This is a genomic window from Streptomyces sp. NPDC020965, assembly GCF_044333555.1.
Classification (GTDB): domain Bacteria; phylum Actinomycetota; class Actinomycetes; order Streptomycetales; family Streptomycetaceae; genus Streptomyces.
In genome coordinates this window covers 227,845-245,501 of the sequence record NZ_JBIRRE010000009.1, presented here as the reverse complement: position 1 = coordinate 245,501, position 17,657 = coordinate 227,845, and the positions used below count along the sequence as shown (strand labels likewise).

15 protein-coding genes are annotated in these 17,657 nt (G+C 73.1%); 13 read left to right on the top strand and 2 right to left on the bottom strand.

The genetic code is table 11. The features are described from left to right. The first annotated feature begins 66 nt into the window (after positions 1-66). The 3 genes from ACH4S7_RS26310 to ACH4S7_RS26300 are packed head-to-tail and all read left to right on the top strand — an operon-like array spanning position 67 to position 3,743. A complete protein-coding gene (locus ACH4S7_RS26310) occupies positions 67-1,431 on the top strand; it encodes a glutamine synthetase family protein (protein WP_398523758.1) in 1,365 nt (454 codons plus the stop codon). A 59-nt stretch (positions 1,432-1,490) separates the two neighbouring features. After that, positions 1,491-2,858 (top strand): aldehyde dehydrogenase family protein, encoded by a 1,368-nt coding sequence (locus ACH4S7_RS26305; RefSeq protein WP_398523923.1) that lies wholly within the window; start codon positions 1,491-1,493, stop codon positions 2,856-2,858. A 6-nt stretch (positions 2,859-2,864) separates the two neighbouring features. Then, positions 2,865-3,743: a 3-oxoacyl-ACP reductase gene (locus ACH4S7_RS26300; RefSeq protein ID WP_398523757.1), complete on the top strand. Its 879-nt coding sequence runs from the start codon at positions 2,865-2,867 to the stop codon at positions 3,741-3,743. 32 nt (positions 3,744-3,775) lie between these two features. Here ACH4S7_RS26300 and ACH4S7_RS26295 read toward each other — a convergent pair whose 3' ends face one another. Then, positions 3,776-4,978: an amino acid deaminase/aldolase gene (locus ACH4S7_RS26295; protein ID WP_398523756.1), complete on the bottom strand. Its 1,203-nt coding sequence runs from the start codon at positions 4,976-4,978 to the stop codon at positions 3,776-3,778. A gap of 1,247 nt (positions 4,979-6,225) precedes the next feature. Here ACH4S7_RS26295 and ACH4S7_RS26290 point away from each other — a divergent pair. The 3 genes from ACH4S7_RS26290 to ACH4S7_RS26280 all read left to right on the top strand — a co-directional run bounded on the left by ACH4S7_RS26290 (position 6,226) and on the right by ACH4S7_RS26280 (position 9,084). Continuing rightward, entirely contained in the window at positions 6,226-7,011 is a 786-nt protein-coding gene (locus ACH4S7_RS26290; protein WP_398523922.1) for a hypothetical protein, read from the top strand. After that, positions 7,008-8,180 (top strand): type VII secretion-associated serine protease mycosin, encoded by a 1,173-nt coding sequence (gene mycP / locus ACH4S7_RS26285; RefSeq protein ID WP_398523755.1) that lies wholly within the window; start codon positions 7,008-7,010, stop codon positions 8,178-8,180. The genes ACH4S7_RS26290 and mycP overlap by 4 nt, the downstream gene beginning before the upstream one ends. Before the next feature lie 154 nt (positions 8,181-8,334). Then, positions 8,335-9,084 (top strand): SseB family protein, encoded by a 750-nt coding sequence (locus tag ACH4S7_RS26280; RefSeq protein WP_398523754.1) that lies wholly within the window; start codon positions 8,335-8,337, stop codon positions 9,082-9,084. A gap of 89 nt (positions 9,085-9,173) precedes the next feature. Here ACH4S7_RS26280 and ACH4S7_RS26275 read toward each other — a convergent pair whose 3' ends face one another. Further along, positions 9,174-9,563 (bottom strand): DUF1844 domain-containing protein, encoded by a 390-nt coding sequence (locus ACH4S7_RS26275; RefSeq protein ID WP_398523753.1) that lies wholly within the window; start codon positions 9,561-9,563, stop codon positions 9,174-9,176. A gap of 294 nt (positions 9,564-9,857) precedes the next feature. On the opposite strand from ACH4S7_RS26275, the gene infC reads away from it, so the two are divergent. The 7 genes from infC (at position 9,858) to pheT (ending at position 17,547) form a co-directional block, all read left to right on the top strand. Further along, complete coding sequence (infC, locus tag ACH4S7_RS26270) at positions 9,858-10,583, top strand: translation initiation factor IF-3 (RefSeq protein WP_398523752.1); 726 nt, start codon at positions 9,858-9,860, stop codon at positions 10,581-10,583. A 119-nt stretch (positions 10,584-10,702) separates the two neighbouring features. Then, a complete protein-coding gene (gene rpmI, locus ACH4S7_RS26265; protein ID WP_250920741.1) occupies positions 10,703-10,897 on the top strand; it encodes a 50S ribosomal protein L35 in 195 nt (64 codons plus the stop codon). A 122-nt stretch (positions 10,898-11,019) separates the two neighbouring features. Next, on the top strand, positions 11,020-11,406 hold the full coding sequence (gene rplT / locus ACH4S7_RS26260) for a 50S ribosomal protein L20 (RefSeq protein WP_190124401.1): 387 nt from the start codon (positions 11,020-11,022) through the stop codon (positions 11,404-11,406). A gap of 264 nt (positions 11,407-11,670) precedes the next feature. Then, positions 11,671-12,513: a TrmH family RNA methyltransferase gene (locus tag ACH4S7_RS26255; RefSeq protein ID WP_398523751.1), complete on the top strand. Its 843-nt coding sequence runs from the start codon at positions 11,671-11,673 to the stop codon at positions 12,511-12,513. Between the two features lie 117 nt (positions 12,514-12,630). Further along, positions 12,631-13,761, top strand: a complete 1,131-nt coding sequence (locus ACH4S7_RS26250) for a sensor histidine kinase (protein WP_398523750.1) — start codon at positions 12,631-12,633, stop codon at positions 13,759-13,761. Between the two features lie 127 nt (positions 13,762-13,888). Further along, positions 13,889-15,031 carry a phenylalanine--tRNA ligase subunit alpha gene (pheS, locus tag ACH4S7_RS26245; RefSeq protein ID WP_398523749.1) on the top strand — a complete coding sequence of 381 codons (1,143 nt, stop codon included), beginning with the start codon at positions 13,889-13,891 and terminating at the stop codon, positions 15,029-15,031. After that, positions 15,031-17,547 (top strand): phenylalanine--tRNA ligase subunit beta, encoded by a 2,517-nt coding sequence (gene pheT, locus ACH4S7_RS26240; protein ID WP_398523748.1) that lies wholly within the window; start codon positions 15,031-15,033, stop codon positions 17,545-17,547. The genes pheS and pheT overlap by 1 nt, the downstream gene beginning before the upstream one ends. Positions 17,548-17,657 lie beyond the last annotated feature (110 nt).

The window sequence follows — 17,657 nt, the reverse complement described above, 5'->3', positions numbered from 1 at the left end:
TCTTCCCAATCAATGGTCATCAGCAATACCTTATGGCTTCCGGCTGACCCAAGGAGGAACAATCCCGTGGCAGACCGCACACCCCCGCTCGCCGTCGAGGAACTGCGCTCCCTCGTCGCGAACGGCGAGATCGACACCGTGGTGCTCGCCTTCCCCGATATGCAGGGCCGGCTCCAGGGCAAGCGGTTCGCCGCCCCGTTCTTCCTCGCCGAAGTGCTGGAGCACGGCGCCGAGGGCTGTGACTACCTGCTAGCCGTCGACCCGGAGATGAACACCGTCGACGGCTACGAGATGTCCTCCTGGGACCGGGGCTACGGCGACTTCGCCATCCGCCCCGACCTCGCCACGCTGCGCCGGGTCCGCTGGCACGAGGGCACCGCCCTGCTCCTCGCCGACCTCGCCTGGCACGACGGCTCACCCGTGGTCGCCGCCCCCCGCCAGATCCTCCGCCGCCAGCTCGAACGGCTGGCGGAGCTGGGCCACACCGCCCAGGTCGGCACCGAGCTGGAGTTCATCGTCTTCCGGGACACCTACGAGGAGGCGTGGGACCGCGACTACCGGGGACTGACCCCGGCCAATCAGTACAACATCGACTACTCGGTCCTCGGCACCGGCCGGGTGGAACCCCTGCTCCGCCGGATCCGCAACGAGATGGCGGCGGCCGGGCTGACCGTCGAGTCCGCCAAGGGCGAGTGCAACCCGGGTCAGCACGAGATCGCCTTCCGCTACGACGAGGCCCTGGTCACCTGCGACCAGCACGCCATCTACAAGACCGGCGCCAAGGAGATCGCCGCCCAGGAGGGCATGTCACTGACCTTCATGGCCAAGTACAACGAGCGGGAGGGCAACTCCTGCCACATCCACCTCTCGCTCACCGACGCCGACGGGCGGAACGCGATGGCCGGGGACGGGCCCCGGAGCATGTCCCCCGTCATGCGGCACTTCCTCGCCGGACAGCTCGCCGCGCTGCGGGACTTTACCCTGCTGTACGCGCCCAACATCAACTCGTACAAGAGGTTCCAGCCGGGCTCCTTCGCCCCCACCGCCGTCGCCTGGGGTCACGACAACCGGTCCTGCGCGCTCCGGGTCGTCGGGCACGGCCCCTCGACCCGCTTCGAGAACCGGCTGCCCGGTGGTGACGTCAATCCCTATCTCGCCGTCGCCGGGCTGGTCGCGGCCGGACTGCACGGTGTCGAACAGCGGCTGGAACTCCCCGAGGAGTGCACCGGGAACGCCTACACCGCCGGACACGCCCAGGTCCCCGCCACCCTGCGCGAAGCGGCCGAACTCTGGGAGAACAGTCCTGTCGCGAAGGCGGCGTTCGGCGCCGAGGTCGTCGCGCACTACAGCAACATGGCGCGCGTCGAACTCGCCGCCTACGACGCCGCCGTCACCGACTGGGAACTGCGCCGCTCCTTCGAACGCCTCTGAACGCCCCCGGCCGGGGGCGCAACCGAGCCCCCGCCACCCGCCCGTCTGTGAGGGACGACTTGCCGCACACGCACCACGAAGTCCTCGACCCGGCGACCGGCCGGATCGTCGAGACCGTCCGGGCCACCACCGCCGCCGAGGTGGACGCCGCCGTCTCCCGGGCCGCCACGGCCCAGCGCGGCTGGGCGGCCGCGGCCCCCGCCGACCGGGCCCGACTGCTGCGCCGCTTCGCCACCGCCGTGGACGAACACCGCGAGGAACTCGCCCGACTGGAGGTCCGCGAGGCCGGACACCTGATCGGCAACGCCCGGTGGGAGGCGGGCAACGTCCGGGACCTCCTCGACTACGCGGCCGGGGGAGTGGAACGCCTCACCGGCCGGCAGATCCCCGTCGCCGGCGGACTCGACATCACCTTCCTGGAGCCCCTCGGTGTCGTCGGGGTGATCGCGCCCTGGAACTTCCCCATGCCGATCGCCGCCTGGGGCACCGCACCCGCCCTCGCCGCCGGGAACGCCGTCCTCCTCAAACCCGCCGAGACCACCCCGCTGACCGCACTCCGACTGGCCGAACTCGCCCTCGCGGCCGGACTGCCGGAACACCTCTTCCAGGTGCTCCCGGGCGCGGGCGAAGTGGCGGGCAACGCGCTGGTCGAGCACCCCGGCGTCGCCAAGATCGTGTTCACCGGATCGACCCGGGTGGGCCGGGAGATCATGGCCACATGCGCGCGGAGCGTGAAACGGCTGACCCTCGAACTCGGCGGCAAGAGCCCCAACATCGTCTTCGCCGACGCCGATATCGAGGCCGCCGTCGCCGCCACCCCCATGTCCTTCCTCGACAACAGCGGCCAGGACTGCTGCGCCCGCACCCGCATCCTGGTGCAGCGCCCGGTGTACGAAAGGTTTCTGGAGCTACTGGCGCCCGCGATCACCTCGGTGGTCGTCGGCGACCCGGCCGACGAGCGGACCGGGATGGGACCGCTGATCTCCCGGGCCCAACTGGACCGGGTGCGGTCGTACGTCCCCGACGGGCTGCCCGGCATCCGCGGCACCGCCCCCGAAGGACCCGGCTTCTGGTTCCCGCCGACCGTCCTCACCGACCTCGCCCCCGACGCCCCGGCCGCCCGCGACGAGGTATTCGGACCGGTCGCGGCCGTGCTGCCGTTCGACGACGAGGCGGACGCGATCCGGCTCGCCAACGCCACCGATTACGGACTCGCCGGATCGATCTGGACCCGCGACCTCGGCCGCGCCGTCCGCGTCTCCCGGGCGCTCGCGGCGGGCAACCTCTCCGTCAACTCGCACAGCAGCGTCCGCTACGCGACGCCGTTCGGCGGCTACAAGCAGTCCGGCCTCGGCCGCGAACTCGGCCCCGACGCCCTCACCGCATTCACCGAGACCAAGAACGTCTTCTTCAGCACGGAGGCATGAGCGCCCATGACCGACAGCATCGTCCCCCCGCGTGACACCCCTCCCGCTGCCGGGGCCTTCGGCACCGCGTGCTCCGACATCCTGGAGCCGGCCGTCGCACCCGAGCCCCCCGTACCCGTCTGCCGCCGCCTCGTCGGCCGGACCGCCGTCATCACCGGCGCGGGCAGCGGCATCGGCCTCGCCACCGCCCACCGGCTCGCGTCCGAGGGCGCGAACGTCGTCTGCGCCGATATCGACGAACCGGCCGGCCGAGCGGCGGCCGAGGCCGTCGGCGGCCTCTTCGTCCGGGTCGACGTCGTCGACGCCGACCAGGTGGAGGCGCTGTTCCGGACCGCGTACGACACCTACGGCTCGGTCGACATCGCCTTCAACAACGCGGGCATCTCACCGCCCGACGACGACTCCATCCTCACGACGGGCCTCGACGCCTGGAAGCGCGTCCAGGACGTCAACCTCACCTCCGTCTATCTGTGCTGCAAGGCCGCGATCCCCTATATGCGCCGCCAGGGCCGGGGCTCCATCATCAACACCGCCTCGTTCGTGGCCGTCATGGGAGCCGCGACCTCCCAGATCTCCTACACCGCATCCAAGGGGGGCGTGCTCGCCATGTCCCGCGAACTCGGGGTGCAGTTCGCCCGCGAGGGAATCCGGGTGAACGCGCTCTGCCCGGGGCCCGTCAACACCCCACTGCTGCGCGAGCTGTTCGCCAAGGACCCCCAGCGGGCGGCCCGCCGGCTGGTGCACATCCCGGTCGGACGGTTCGCCGAGGCCGACGAGATCGCGGCGGCCGTGGCCTTCCTCGCCAGCGACGACTCGTCCTTCGTCAACGCGACGGACTTCCTGGTGGACGGCGGCATCGCGGGCGCCTACGTCACCCCGATCTAGCCCGACGGGTCGGTCACGGAGGGCCGCGCCCGCTAGAGAAAGGTGCGGCCCTCACCCCGGTACGTCGGTACGGACCCCGTCACCCGGTCGCCCTCGATGAGATGCAACGCGTCGAAGCGCTCGCACATCTCCCCGGCCTTGGCGTGCCGGAACCAGACCGAATCCCCGATCAGTAGATCGTCGGCGGCCGGACCGAGCAGCGGCGTCTGCACCTCGCCCGCGCCCTCCAGCCGGTCGTGGCGCAGCCCTTCGGGAAGGTACGGAACGGGGGACCGGTCCCCACCGGGCGCCCCGGACGCCGGATAGCCCCCGCCGAGCACCGTCACCACCCCCACCCCCGGCCGCCGCACCACCGGCAGCGCGAACAGCGCGGCGGGACGGCCCGAGAAGGAGGTGTAGTTGTCGAAGAGCCGGGGGACGTAGAGCCCGGAACCGGCCGCGATCTCGGTCACCGCCGCCTCCGCCGCCGTGTGCTGGACGCTGCCGGTGCCGCCGCCGTTGACGAACTCCAACTCCGGCGCCACCGCCCGGACGGCCCGTACCGCCGCCGCCCGCCGCGCCGCCAACTCGTCGCGGGAGATCCGCTGCATCAGCCGGATCGCCCGCGAGAACACCGGACGCCCGGCGACCGCGTCACCCACACCCGCCACCTGGCTCTCGTACGCCATCAGCCCCACCAGCCGGAACCCCGGACGCCTGGCAACCGACCTGGCCAGCTCGGCGAGGTGGACCGGCTCGCGCAGCGGCGAACGGAGCGCCCCGATGCGCACCCGGCCGCCGAGGAGCCGCAGCGAGGTGTCGAGTTCCAGACAGACCCGGATCTCCTCCGTGCCACCGCCGCGCGCACGGTCGATCAACTCCAACTGCGCGGTGTCGTCCACCAGCACCGTCACGGCGGCGGCGAGCTTGGGATCGGCGGCCAGCTCGGCGAAGGAGGCCCGGTCCGCTGAGGGGTAGGCCAGCAGCACGTCGTCGAACCCGGCCCGCGCCAGCCACACCGATTCGGCCAGGGTGAACGCCATGATCCCGGCGAACCCGTCCCGCGCGAGCACCCGCTCCAGCAGCGCCCGGCAGCGGACGGACTTGCTGGCGACCCGGAGGGGCTTGCCCCCGGCCCGGCGCACCAGGTCGTCGGCGTTGGCGTCGAAGGCGTCGAGATCGACCACGGCGAACGGTGCGTCGAGATGGGCGGTGGCCCGGTCATAGCGGGCTCGGTCCGTGGCGCGGGGAGTCATGGACCGAGCTTGCCAGACCTGATTACCACGGGGTAGGGGGACGTTTTGGGCAGATCCTCGCGGGGGTGCGGTGATGGCGCCGCGACGCGGGAATCAACCCGTAGAGTGACGGAGACGCGCGGACGAACGGGCAGGCCCGCAAGGGCGGTCCAGCGGCGCGGCGGCACGGGAGAGCGGGGGGCGGAATGAGCACGGAGGCGGAACGCCCTCCTGTCCCCGACGACGCCTCCCCACCGCCCCTCGCCCCGGACGCCCAGGGGACTCCGCGTACCCCGCGCCCGACGGGGGACCCCCACCGCCCGCCGGCCGAACCCCCCGCCCGTCCGTCCCGACCCGTCGGAGCCGTGCCGTGGGGCGACCGGCCCGCCCGTCCCGACGAGGACACCCTGGCCTTCCGCCGCGAGCCGTACGCCATCGAGCGCGCGCCCGGCGCCCCCCGGCCGGCCGACGACCCTCCGTCCCGCGCCCCCGGCGGCATCCGGCAGCCCCGCCGGTCCCCGGCCGACCACCGCGACACCGACACCCGGGCACTCCGCCGCCTCGATCCCGCCGCGACCGGCGACGGACCGCCCCCGCGGCCCGAGCGCGTCCCGGGCCCACCCCGACCGGTGTCGCCGGAGCGCCGGGGTACGCCCGGGACACGGACGGACCCCGGCGGGCTGCGGCGTCCCCCGGAGAACCGCCCCGGCCGTCCCGGTGTGCCGTCCCAGGGCGACCCGGCCCGGCTCCGCCCCGGCGCGCCGCAGCGCCCCGGCCCGCCACCCCCGGGCCCCGGTCCTCGCCCCGGCCCGATTGCCCCGCCGTCCGCTGTCGGACGGGGTCCCGCTGTACCTCCGCCGCCTCCTGCCCGTCGTGGTCCCGCTGTGTCTCCGGCGTCGGGCTCCGGTCCTCGCCCTGGCCCGATCGCCCCGCCGTCCGCTGCCGGACGCGGTCCCGCCGCACCCCCGCCGCCTCCCGCGCGCCGTGCACCCGCCGTACCCCCGCCGTCCGCCGCGCGGGGGTCCTTCGGTTCCCCGTCGACCCCCGCCGACTCCACCGCCCGGCTCCGGCCGGAGCACGCGCCGCTTCCCGGTCGCGCCGGGATGGACGGCCCCCGACCGCCGTACCCCGCCGACCACCCCGCCCCGCCGTACGCCGGACCCGACGACATCTGGTCGCGCCCCGCGCGGGACGGCGCCCGGCCGCACCCGCAGTACCCCGCGCACCCCGCGAACGGCGCCTGGCCGCCGCCGGAGCACCTGGTCGAGATGACCACCCGGCTGCGGCCCGCCCCCGCCCGGCACCCCCTGCGCACCGCCGCCGCCGTCGTCTGCGCCGTCCTCGGTCTCGGTCTCATCGGCGGCGCCGTCACCGGGAGCTGGCTCACCGGCGACTCCACCGCCCACACCGCCGCCCGGACCCCGTACACCGAGGCCCGCGCCTTCTGGCACAGCGCCCCCGTCGACACCCTCTTCCCGCGCACCCTCAAGGGGGAGGAAGCCGGCCCTGGCGGTGCCGACCGGGTCTGGACCCGGGTCGCCGTCGCCCCCGACGGCACCTGCGCGACCGCCCTCGACCCCCACCTGGTCACCACCCTCCAGCCCGTCGGCTGCGCCCGTGCCCTGCGCGCCACCTACACCGACGCCACCGCCAGCCATGTCACCACCGTCGGCATGGTCTTCGCCGAGGCCGACGCCACCGCCATGCGCGCGCTGGGCTCCCGCTTCGCCACCGAGGGCCTCACCGAGCGGACCGATCTGATGCCCCGGGCCTTCCCGGCCACCGGGACCGTCGCGGCCCGCTTCGGCGACCCGCAGCGCGCGAGCTGGACCGTGAAGGTGCTCACCGATGTGCCCGTCGTCGTCTACGCCGTCTCCGGATTCGCCGACGGCCGTACGGTCGTGGACCCCCAACCCGCGGAGAAGGCCCGCGGCAAGGGAGCGACATCGGCGCCGGCGCAGGCGGGTCTCGGACATGAGGCCGAGGGGCTCGCCGACGGCGTCGAGAGCACTTTGCGCGCGAGCCTCGGCGCCGCCCTGGAGCCACCGGAATGACGGGGCCGCACCGCCGCCGCGCCGTCGCGGCCCTCACCGCCGCCGCCTTCGCGGTGCTCCCCGCCGCCCCCGCCCGCGCGGACGGCATCAGGGTCCAGCAGTGGGGCCTCGACGCCCTCAACACGGACACGGCGTGGCGCACCGCCAAGGGCGAGGGCGTCACCGTCGCCGTGCTCGACACCGGCGTGGACGACCAGCACCCCGATCTGGTGGGGAACATCCTGCCGGGCAAGGACTTCATCGGCTTCGGCGCGGCGCGCGGCGACCGGGCCTGGGCGCGCCACGGCACCGCCATGGCCGGCATCATCGCGGCCCATGGACACGGTCCCGGTGATGAGGAGGGCGTCATGGGCATCGCGCCCAAGGCGAAGATCCTCCCCGTCCGGGTCATCCTCGAAGGCACCGACGAGGCCCGGGACAAGGCCCGCAACTCCCGGGGCACCGCGCTCGCCCAGGGCATCCGCTGGGCCGCCGACCGGGGCGCGGACGTCATCAACCTCTCGCTCGGCGACGACAGCGAGTCCGCGCACCCGGAGGCCGGGGAGGACGCCGCCGTGCAGTACGCCCTGGCCAAGGGTGCCGTCGTCGTCGCCTCGGCGGGGAACGGCGGCGAGAAGGGCGACCGGATCTCCTACCCCGCCGCGTACCCCGGTGTGATCGCCGTGACGGCCGTCGACCGCTTCGGCACCCATGCCTCGTTCTCCACCCAGCGCTGGTACGCCACGGTCAACGCGCCCGGTGTCGATGTCGTCATCCCGGACCCGGACCGCAGGTACTACCAGGGGTGGGGCACGAGCGCCGCCGCCGCCTTCGTCTCCGGCGCCGCCGCCCTCGTGCGCTCTGCCCATCCCGGACTCACCCCCGCCCAGATCAAGAAGCTGCTGATCGAGACGGCCCGGGACAGCCCGGAGGGCGGCCGCGACGACGCCAGGGGTTACGGGATGGTCGATCCCGCGGCCGCGATCAGGGCGGCGGACCGGCAGCCACCGGCCGCCCCGCCACCGGCAGCGGTGGGGTACGGGGGCAAGTACTTCGGGTCCGGCCCCAAGGAGCCGGAGACCAAGGCCGAGCCGGCGGGCTGGCTCGCCCCCGCGGCGGGCGGTGTCGGCGCGCTGGTGCTGACGGCGGCCGTGTTCCTGTGGCGCGGCACCCGTACCGGCGCCCCCTGAGCCACCCCGCCGCCCGATACCGACCCCGAGCCCGTCCCCGTACCGCCCCAGCGCCTACGCCCACCCCCGTACCGCCCCTTACCGGCGCTTTCCCGGGTCGGTGGCGGGGGCACCCGGTGGCGGTGGAGCGGTCCGCGCGGCATAGGCTCGGCGTGTGGCGCTCAAGAACATTCCCGACCCCGGTTTCTCCGACGACGACGGCACCGCCGATCCCCGGCTGACCGCGGCCCTCGCGGCCTGGGCCCAGGACCGGACCGCCGAGCGGCCGGTGCTGGAGGCCCTGTTGGCGGCCCGGCTGCTCGTCCCCGTCGTCGCCGTGCTCGGCGAGGTCGAGGTGGACGGGAACGGACTGCGCCGGGAGAAGACCAGCGATATGGCCGTGCCGACCCTCACCGCGGGCGACCGGCGCGCGCTGCCCGCCTTCACCTCCATCGCGTCGCTCGCCCGCTGGGACCCGGAGGCCCGCCCCGTCGCCGTACCGCTGGGTCAGGCGCTCCGGGCCGCCGCCCACGAGAAGGCCGACACCCTGGTGCTGGATCTGGCCGGGCCGGTGCCGTTCCAGTTGTCCGGGGCCGCGCTGCGTGCGCTCGCCGAGGGGCGGACGAGCACCGATCCGCTGGACGATCCGGCCGTCACCGGTGCGGTACGGGACGTGGTGGCGGCCGAGTCCGCCGTGGTCCGGGCCCATCTGGGGTCGGGCGGCGCGGACGGCATCCTCGCCCTCGTCCTGGCGGCCGAAGCGGTCCCCGCCGACGCGGTCCGCCGGGTCGCCGCGGCGCTCGCGGGCCACGACGTACTGAGGGCCCGCCTGGTGCGGGGCCTCGATCTGGCACTGCTGCCGACCGAGGCCACCCCTCCGGGCGAGCCCTTGTTCGTACGGGATCGAGCTGTCGGTCAGCCGTAGACCGGGCCGGATCGGGCCGTCGGTCAGCCGTAGACCGGGCGGGATCGGGCCGTCGGTCAGCCGTAGACCGGGCGGGATCGGGCCGTCGGTCAGCCGTAGACCGGGCCGGTGTACTTCTCGCCCGGACCCTGACCCGGCTCGTCCGGCACCAGGGACGCCTCGCGGAACGCGAGCTGGAGCGACTTCAGACCGTCCCGCAGCGGCGCCGCGTGGAAGGAGCTGACCTCGGTGGTGCTCGCGTCCAGCAGCCCGGCCAGTGCGTGCACCAGCTTCCGCGCCTCGTCCAGGTCCTTGTGCTCCGCCCCGTCCTCGGTCAGACCGAGCTTCACGGCGGCGGCGCTCATCAGGTTCACCGCGACCGTGACGATCACCTCGACGGCGGGGACCTCCGCGATATCGCGGGTCATGGCGTCGAAGCCGGGAGTCTCGGGAGAAGCCGCGGTATCGGCGGCGGTGGGGTCGGGGGTCGCGTCACTCATGACGGACACGATATGCCCCGGCGCGCCGGCCGATTCCACCGCCGCCGGTTGGCACGTTCCCCGGGGGAGCTGTTAACCTTGTGTGACGACCGGCCGGACGCCTATGTGTCCGGCCCACAAGTGGAGGCTCCGATCTCCCACCTGACCGCCCTCCGGGGCGGCGGGTCACCGGTCAGGCGATGCCCATCGTTCCGTACGGACGATGGAAGTCGCCCGATGTGCGCCCCGCGGCAGACGCGGCGGTGTTCCGGTATTCGAGGAGCTCCCGCCTGTGTCCCGTCCGGGGCATTTCTTATGTTCCGACGCGGTTGGTCTACCAATAGACGTTACGCGGCTGTCTGCCAGTCGGCCGCGTGGTGCTACCGAGGAGGATCCATCAGCGCCGAGCCCCGCATCAACGACCGGATTCGCGTTCCCGAAGTGCGGCTTGTCGGTCCGAGTGGCGAGCAGGTGGGCATCGTCCCGCTCGCCAAGGCCCTTGAGCTCGCTCAGGAGTACGACCTTGACCTGGTCGAGGTCGCGGCGACCGCCCGGCCGCCCGTGTGCAAGCTCATGGACTACGGGAAGTTCAAGTACGAGTCGGCCATGAAGGCCCGTGAGGCGCGCAAGAACCAGGCGCACACGGTCATCAAGGAGATGAAGCTCCGGCCGAAGATCGACCCGCACGACTATGACACCAAGAAGGGCCATGTCGTCCGCTTCCTCAAGCAGGGCGACAAGGTCAAGATCACGATCATGTTCCGTGGTCGTGAGCAGTCCCGCCCCGAGCTTGGTTTCCGCCTGCTCCAGCGGCTCGCATCCGATGTCGAAGACCTCGGATTCATCGAGTCGAACCCGAAGCAGGACGGCCGGAACATGATCATGGTTCTTGGCCCGCACAAGAAGAAGACCGAGGCCATGGCCGAGGCGCGCGAGGCCCAGGCCGCGCGCAAGGCGGACCGTACGGGAGTGAAGGCACACGCCGACGCCCCCGACGAGACGCCCGCCGAGGCCCCGGCCGAGACGCCTTCCGAGGCGTGACCCGAGGGGCGGCCCACCGCCCCCGGTCCTGCCCGGACCCATAAACCAAAGATCTGACGCTCCCGCCCGCCGGTGCCCCGTGCGCCGGGGGAGCGCCACTGACGAGGAGATACGGCGCTATGCCGAAGAACAAGACGCACAGCGGTTCCAAGAAGCGCTTCAAGATCACCGGAACCGGCAAGGTGCTCCGTGAGCGCGCCGGCAAGCGCCACCTGCTTGAGCACAAGCCGTCCACGCTGACGCGCCGCCTCTCGGGTAACGCGGAGATGGCTCCGGGCGACGCCAAGAAGATCAAGAAGCTTCTCGGCAAGTGACGTCGCGCTGTGCCCGACTCCGGATGACGGAGACGGCGGCACGGACACGACGTCAAGACCGGGACCTATTCGAATTCGGGTCGTGGAAGCTCAACCACGGCCCCGCTACAAGGAGTTAACAAGTGGCACGCGTCAAGCGGGCAGTCAACGCCCACAAGAAGCGCCGGGCGATCCTCGAAGCCGCCAAGGGGTACCGCGGTCAGCGTTCGCGCCTGTACCGCAAGGCCAAGGAGCAGGTCACCCACTCGCTGGTCTACAACTACAACGACCGCAAGAAGCGCAAGGGTGACTTCCGTCAGCTCTGGATCCAGCGGATCAACGCCGCGGCCCGTGAGAACGGTATGACCTACAACCGTCTCATCCAGGGTCTGAAGGCCGCCAACATCGAGGTGGACCGCAAGATCCTCGCCGAGCTGGCCGTCAACGACGCCAACGCGTTCGCCGCGCTGGTCGAGGTTGCGCAGAAGGCCCTGCCGGCCGACGTCAACGCGCCGAAGGCCGCTGCCTGAGCCTCGCGCTGAGGTAGGTGTACGACCTCCGGACCCGCAGGCCCCTGGTGGCCTGCGGGTCCGCGGCTGTCCCCGGCCGGTCGCGGTTCGGCACCGTGGCTGCCCCCGTCCGGGCCGGAGCCGGGCGCCGGCCCGGCTGCGGCCTCCCCTGATGGGGGCGCCAGGCCCCGGTATCGCGGCCGGGGGACCCGGCCCGGTGGCGCCGTACCGCGTGTCCGCGCGTGGTCACCGCCCCGACGATTCCCGATCCCCGAAAGCGAGTCCATGGCCGCCCCCGAGTTGATCTCCCCGCGTTCGCCCCGTGTCGCCGCCGCCCGACGGCTCGGGAAGCGGAACTTCCGCGGCAAGGAGCGGCTGTTCCTCGCCGAGGGACCGCAGGCCGTGCGCGAGGCGGCCGGACACCGGGTCGCGGCGGGCCCCACGCTCGTCGAGCTGTTCACCACCCCGGAGGCCGCCGAGCGGTACGCCGATATCGTCGGTGCCGCGCGGGACGCCGGCGCCCAGGTGCAGTTCGCCGACGAGAGCGTGATCGCCGACATCTCCACCACGGTCACCCCGCAGGGACTCGTCGGGGTCTGCCGTTTCCTGGACTCGCCGTTCGACGACATCGTCCGGGCCCGGCCCACGCTGGTCGCCGTCCTCGCCCATGTGCGCGACCCGGGCAACGCCGGCACCGTGCTGCGGTGCGCCGACGCCGCCGGTGCCGACGCCGTCGTCCTCACCGACGCCTCGGTGGACCTCTACAACCCCAAGGCGGTACGGGCCTCCGTCGGCTCGCACTTCCATCTGCCGGTCGCCGTCGGCGTCCCCGTCGAACAGGCCGTACGCGGCCTCAAGGACGCGGGCGTACGGATCCTGGCCGCCGACGGCGCCGGCCGGGACGACCTGGACGACGAACTCGACGCGGGCACCATGGGCGGGCCCACCGCCTGGATCTTCGGCAATGAGGCGTGGGGACTCCCCGAGGAGACCCGGGCCCTCGCCGACGCCGTCGTACGCGTGCCGATCCACGGAAAGGCCGAGAGCCTGAACCTCGCGACCGCCGCGGCCGTGTGCCTCTACGCCTCCGCGCGCGCCCAGCGCGCCGACCGACGGCGCTCACCGTGACCCGAGGGGGGCTCGCTGAGGGCGCACTCGCCCGAGGGCTCGGCCCTGTCACATCCAGCTAGTAGGGTGACGGACTCGGGGGCCCGCTGTGCTGGCGGAGAGGTGGGATACGGGGATATGGCTGTCGGGACGAGCAGGTCCGCGGAGACACGGGGCACCGTGCCGCGCCCGCGCGGCGGCGAGTCCGCCGCCGAGCTCTTCGGCGTGGACCCCGACGATCTCCCCGACGGGCTGGTCGTCGCCGACGAGACGGGCCGGATCGTCGGATTCAACGCCGCCGCCGCCCGGATCACCGCCGTCGCCAAGAGGGACGCCATCGGGCTCCCCCTGGAGCACGCACTGCCCCTGGAGGACCTCAAGGGGCGCCGCTGGTGGGCCCTGACCGACCCGTACGGCGGACTCGCCATCCGGGTCGGACAGCCCGAGCGCAATCTGCTGCTGCCAGGCGGGCGTGAGGTGCTGGTCTCCGCCCGCTATGTCCGCGAGCGGCCCACCGGCCCCGTCCGGCGCCTGGTCATCAGCCTGCGCGGCACCGAGGCCCGCCGTCGTAACGAACGCAGTCACGCCGAGCTGATCGCCACGGTCGCCCATGAGCTGCGCTCCCCGCTCACCTCGGTCAAGGGCTTCACGGCCACCCTGCTCGCCAAGTGGGAGCGGTTCACCGACGACCAGAAGCGGCTGATGCTGGAGACCGTCGACGCCGACGCCAACCGCGTCACCCGGTTGATCGCCGAACTGCTCGACATCTCCCGTATCGACTCCGGCCGGCTGGAGCTGCGCCGCCAGCCCGTGGACGTCCCATCGGCGGTCGGACGCCATGTCCAGGCCCTGATAGCGAACGGCCAGCGCCCCGACCGTTTCCTCGTCCGGATCCGCCGTGAGCTGCCCGATCTCTGGGCCGACCCCGACAAAATCGATCAGGTGCTCGGCAATCTGCTCGAAAACGCGGTGCGCCACGGCGCCGGAACCGTCACCATCGAGGTGGCGCCGGCAGCGGCGAAGGACGACGAGAAGGGCACGGCCGTCACCGTGAGCGACGAAGGCCCCGGCATCCCCGAGGAGTCGATGGGCCGTGTCTTCACCCGCTTCTGGCGGGGGAGCAAGCGCGGCGGGACCGGTCTCGGCCTCTACATCGTCAAGGGCATCGTCGAGGCGCACGGCGGGACGATCACCGTCGGCCGGGGCCCCGGCGGCGGGGCCGAGTTCCGATTTATCCTGCCCGTCGGCGCCCCGGCCTATCTGGCCTGAGCCCTCGGCGGGCTTCCCCCGGAGAACCAGCCCACCCGCGGCCTTTAGACTCGGCGTCTGGCACTTACGTGTCCTCGGTCGTCGAGCGGGGGCCGCGGCCACCAGCCAATCGGAAACACGGGAAGAGATGTCCGCACCCAACAAGTCGTACGACCCTGTCGAGGTCGAGGCCCTGAAACCGCAAGAGATCGAGCGGATGCGGGACGAGGCGCTCGCCGCCTTCGCCGCCGCCGGCGATCTCGAAGCGCTCGCCCACGAGAAGGTCGCGCACACCGGCGGCACCTCGCCGCTCGCGCTGGCCAACCGGGAGATCGGCGCACTGCCGCCCCAGGCGAAGGCCGAGGCCGGCAAGCGCGTGGGCCAGGCCCGCGGCGCCGTGAACAAGGCGCTGGCCGCCCGCCAGGCCGAGCTGGAGGCTGAGCGCGACACCCGGGTGCTGGTCGAGGAGGCGGTGGATGTCACGCTGCCGTACGACCGGTCCCCGGCGGGCGCCCGCCACCCGCTCACCACGTTCTCGGAGCGGATCGAGGACGTCTTCGTGGCCATGGGCTACGAGGTCGCCGAGGGCCCCGAGGCCGAGGCCGAGTGGTTCAACTTCGACGCACTGAACATCGGGCCCGACCATCCCGCCCGCGGCGAGGCCGACACCTTCTTCGTGGCGGCCCCGGAGGGCGGCGGCGAGACCGGCGACGCCGATGCTCAGGGAGTGGTGCTGCGGACGCACACCTCACCCGTACAGATCCGCTCGCTGCTCGACCGGGAGCCCCCGGTCTATGTGATCTGCCCCGGCCGGGTGTACCGCACCGACGAGCTGGACGCGACCCACACCCCCGTCTTCCACCAGGTCGAGCTGCTCGCCGTGGACGAGGGCCTGACCATGGCCGACCTCAAGGGCACCCTCGACCACATGGTCCGGGCGCTCTTCGGCGGCGAGGGCATGAAGACCCGGCTGCGGCCGAACTTCTTCCCGTTCACCGAACCGTCCGCCGAGATGGACATGGTCTGCTACGTCTGCCGCGGCGAGTCCGTCGGCAACCCGGACCGGCCCTGCCGCACCTGCTCCAGCGAGGGCTGGATCGAGCTGGGCGGCTGCGGGATGGTCAACCCGAAGGTGCTGCGCGCCTGCGGCGTCGACCCCGAGAAGTACAGCGGATTCGCCTTCGGGTTCGGCATCGAGCGGATGCTGATGTTCCGCCACAGTGTCGAGGACATGCGAGACATGGTCGAGGGCGACGTCCGGTTCACCCGGCCGTTCGGGATGGAGATCTGATGCGGGTCCCGCTTTCATGGCTGCGGGAGTACGTCGACCTGCCGGCGACGGCTACCGGTCGTGACGTACAGACGAAGCTCATCGCGGCAGGTCTTGAGGTCGAGACCGTCGAACAGCTCGGCGCCGGGCTCACCGGCCCGCTGGTGGTCGGCCAGGTCCGCACCATCGAGGAACTGACCGAGTTCAAGAAGCCCATCCGCCACTGCACGGTCGACGTGGGCACCGCCAACGGCACGGGCGAGCCGCAGGAGATCATCTGCGGCGCCCGGAACTTCGCGGTCGGCGACAAGGTCGTCGTGGCCCTCCCCGGCGCCGTGCTGCCCGGGGACTTCCGGATTGCCGAGCGCAAGACGTACGGCCGGATGTCCCGCGGCATGATCTGCTCCGGCGACGAGCTGGGCCTGGGCGACGACGGCAGCCACGGCATCATCGTGCTGCCGCCCGAGCACGAGGTCGGCATCGACGCCACCGCGCTGCTGGAGCTGTACGACGAGGTCCTGGACATCGCCGTCACCCCCGACCGCGGCTACTGCCTCTCGCTGCGCGGCGTCGCCCGCGAGACCGCCACCGCCTACGGGCTGCCGCTGCGCGACCCGGCACTGCTGGACGTGCCCGGACCCAACGCACACGGCTACGAGGTCAAGGTCGCCGACCCGGTCGGCTGCGACCGCTTCACCGCCCGGACCGTCGTCGGTCTCGACCCCGAGGCGCGCTCTCCGATCTGGCTGCGCCGGCGCCTCCAGAAGGCGGGGATGCGGCCCATCTCGCTCGCCGTCGACATCACCAACTACGTGATGCTCGAACTGGGCCAGCCGCTGCACGCCTACGACCGCGCGCTCGTCCAGGGCCCCATCGGGGTCCGCCGGGCCGAGCCCGGTGAGAAGCTCACCACCCTCGACGGCGCCCACCGCGTCCTGACCGCCGAGGACCTCGTCATCACCGACGACCGCGGGCCGATCGGCCTCGCGGGCGTGATGGGCGGCGCCGACACCGAGATCGCCGACACCGACCCCGCCCAGTCGCGGAGCACCACCGAGGTCGTCATCGAGGCCGCGCACTTCGATCCGGTCACCATCGCCCGCACCGCGCGCCGCCACAAGCTCTCGTCGGAGGCGTCCCGGCGCTTCGAGCGCGGTGTGGACCCGCTGGCCGGGCCCGCCGCCGCGCAGCGGACCGTCGACCTGCTGGTCCTCCTCGCCGGAGGCACCGCCGAGGCCGGCGTCACCGAGGTCATCTCCCCGTCCGCGCCGCGCACCGTCGCGATGCGGGCCGACCACCCCGACCGGGTGGCCGGTGTGGAGTACGGCCGCGAGACCGTCGTACGCCGCCTCCAGGAGGTCGGCTGCGACGTCTACGGACAGGACGAACTGGTCGTCACCGTCCCGTCGTGGCGCCCCGACCTCACCGCGCCGAACGACCTCGCCGAAGAGGTCATCCGGCTGGAGGGGTACGAGAACCTGCCGTCCACGCTCCCGAGGCCGCCGGCCGGCCGGGGACTCACCGGACGCCAGCGGCTGCACCGCCGGGTCGGTCGGGTGCTCGCCGGGGCCGGCTATGTGGAGACGCCGAACTACCCGTTCATCGGGGAGCGGGTCCTCGACCAGCTCGACATCCCGGCGGACGACCCCAAGCGGCGGCTCGTCACCCTGGTCAACCCGCTCTCCGACGAGGAGCCCGCGCTGCGCACCACGCTGCTGCCCGGACTGCTCGGAGCGCTGCGCCGCAATGACGGCCGCGGCAGCCACGACCTCGCGCTCTTCGAGACCGGGCTGGTCTTCCACCCGGCCGACGAGGCCCGGGTCGCGGTCTCCCCGCCGGGCGACCGCAGGCCCACCGACGAGGAGATCGCCGGACTGAACGCCGGACTGCCCGTGCAGCCGCGCCATGCCGCCGTCGTCCTCACCGGGGCCCGTGAGCCGGCCGGCTGGTGGGGCGAGGGCCGCCCGGCCGCCTGGGCGGACGCCGTCGAGGCCGCCCGGCTGATCGCCGGCGAGTCCGGTGCTGAGCTCACCGTCGCGCAGGCCAGGTACGGACCGTGGCACCCCGGCCGCTGCGCCGAGCTGTCCGTCGTCATCGGCGGGACCGAGACGTCCGTCGGGTACGCGGGCGAGCTGCACCCCCGGGTCGTCAAGGCGCTCGGGCTGCCCGCCCGCACCTGCGCCATGGAGCTGAATCTGGACCTGGTGGCGGAGGCCGGGGACGAGGCGCTCACGGCGCCCCGGATCTCCTCCTTCCCGATGGCCACCCAGGACGTGGCGCTCGTCGTCGACGACAGCGTCCCGGCCGCCGATGTGCAGCGACTGCTGACCCTCGGCGCCGGCGAGCTGCTGGAGTCCATCCGGCTGTTCGACGTCTTCACCGGTGACCAGGTCGGTCCGGGCAAGAAGTCGCTGGCGTACGCGCTGCGGTTCCGCGCCCCCGACCGGACGCTGACTGCGGAAGAGGCGACGGCCGCGCGCGATGCCGCTGTCGCACGCGCCGCCGAGGCCACCGGGGCCGTCCTGCGCGGCATCTGACCGCCACGGCACCCACGCAGAAGGGGCGCGTCCGGGAGTTCCGGGCGCGCCCCTTCTGCCATGGGACCGGTCCCGCCCCGAGGGCCGGTTCCGGGTACGGGGACCGGTCC

Coding starts and splice junctions, on each gene's coding strand:
- ACH4S7_RS26300 (WP_398523757.1), top strand. CDS start 2,865: ATGACCGACAGCATCGTCCCCCCGCGTGACACCCCTCCCGCTGCCGGG.
- ACH4S7_RS26295 (WP_398523756.1), bottom strand. CDS start 4,978: ATGACTCCCCGCGCCACGGACCGAGCCCGCTATGACCGGGCCACCGCC.
- ACH4S7_RS26290 (WP_398523922.1), top strand. CDS start 6,226: ATGACCACCCGGCTGCGGCCCGCCCCCGCCCGGCACCCCCTGCGCACC.
- mycP (WP_398523755.1), top strand. CDS start 7,008: ATGACGGGGCCGCACCGCCGCCGCGCCGTCGCGGCCCTCACCGCCGCC.
- ACH4S7_RS26275 (WP_398523753.1), bottom strand. CDS start 9,563: ATGAGTGACGCGACCCCCGACCCCACCGCCGCCGATACCGCGGCTTCT.
- infC (WP_398523752.1), top strand. CDS start 9,858: ATGTTCCGACGCGGTTGGTCTACCAATAGACGTTACGCGGCTGTCTGC.
- rpmI (WP_250920741.1), top strand. CDS start 10,703: ATGCCGAAGAACAAGACGCACAGCGGTTCCAAGAAGCGCTTCAAGATC.
- ACH4S7_RS26255 (WP_398523751.1), top strand. CDS start 11,671: ATGGCCGCCCCCGAGTTGATCTCCCCGCGTTCGCCCCGTGTCGCCGCC.
- ACH4S7_RS26250 (WP_398523750.1), top strand. CDS start 12,631: ATGGCTGTCGGGACGAGCAGGTCCGCGGAGACACGGGGCACCGTGCCG.
- pheS (WP_398523749.1), top strand. CDS start 13,889: ATGTCCGCACCCAACAAGTCGTACGACCCTGTCGAGGTCGAGGCCCTG.
- pheT (WP_398523748.1), top strand. CDS start 15,031: ATGCGGGTCCCGCTTTCATGGCTGCGGGAGTACGTCGACCTGCCGGCG.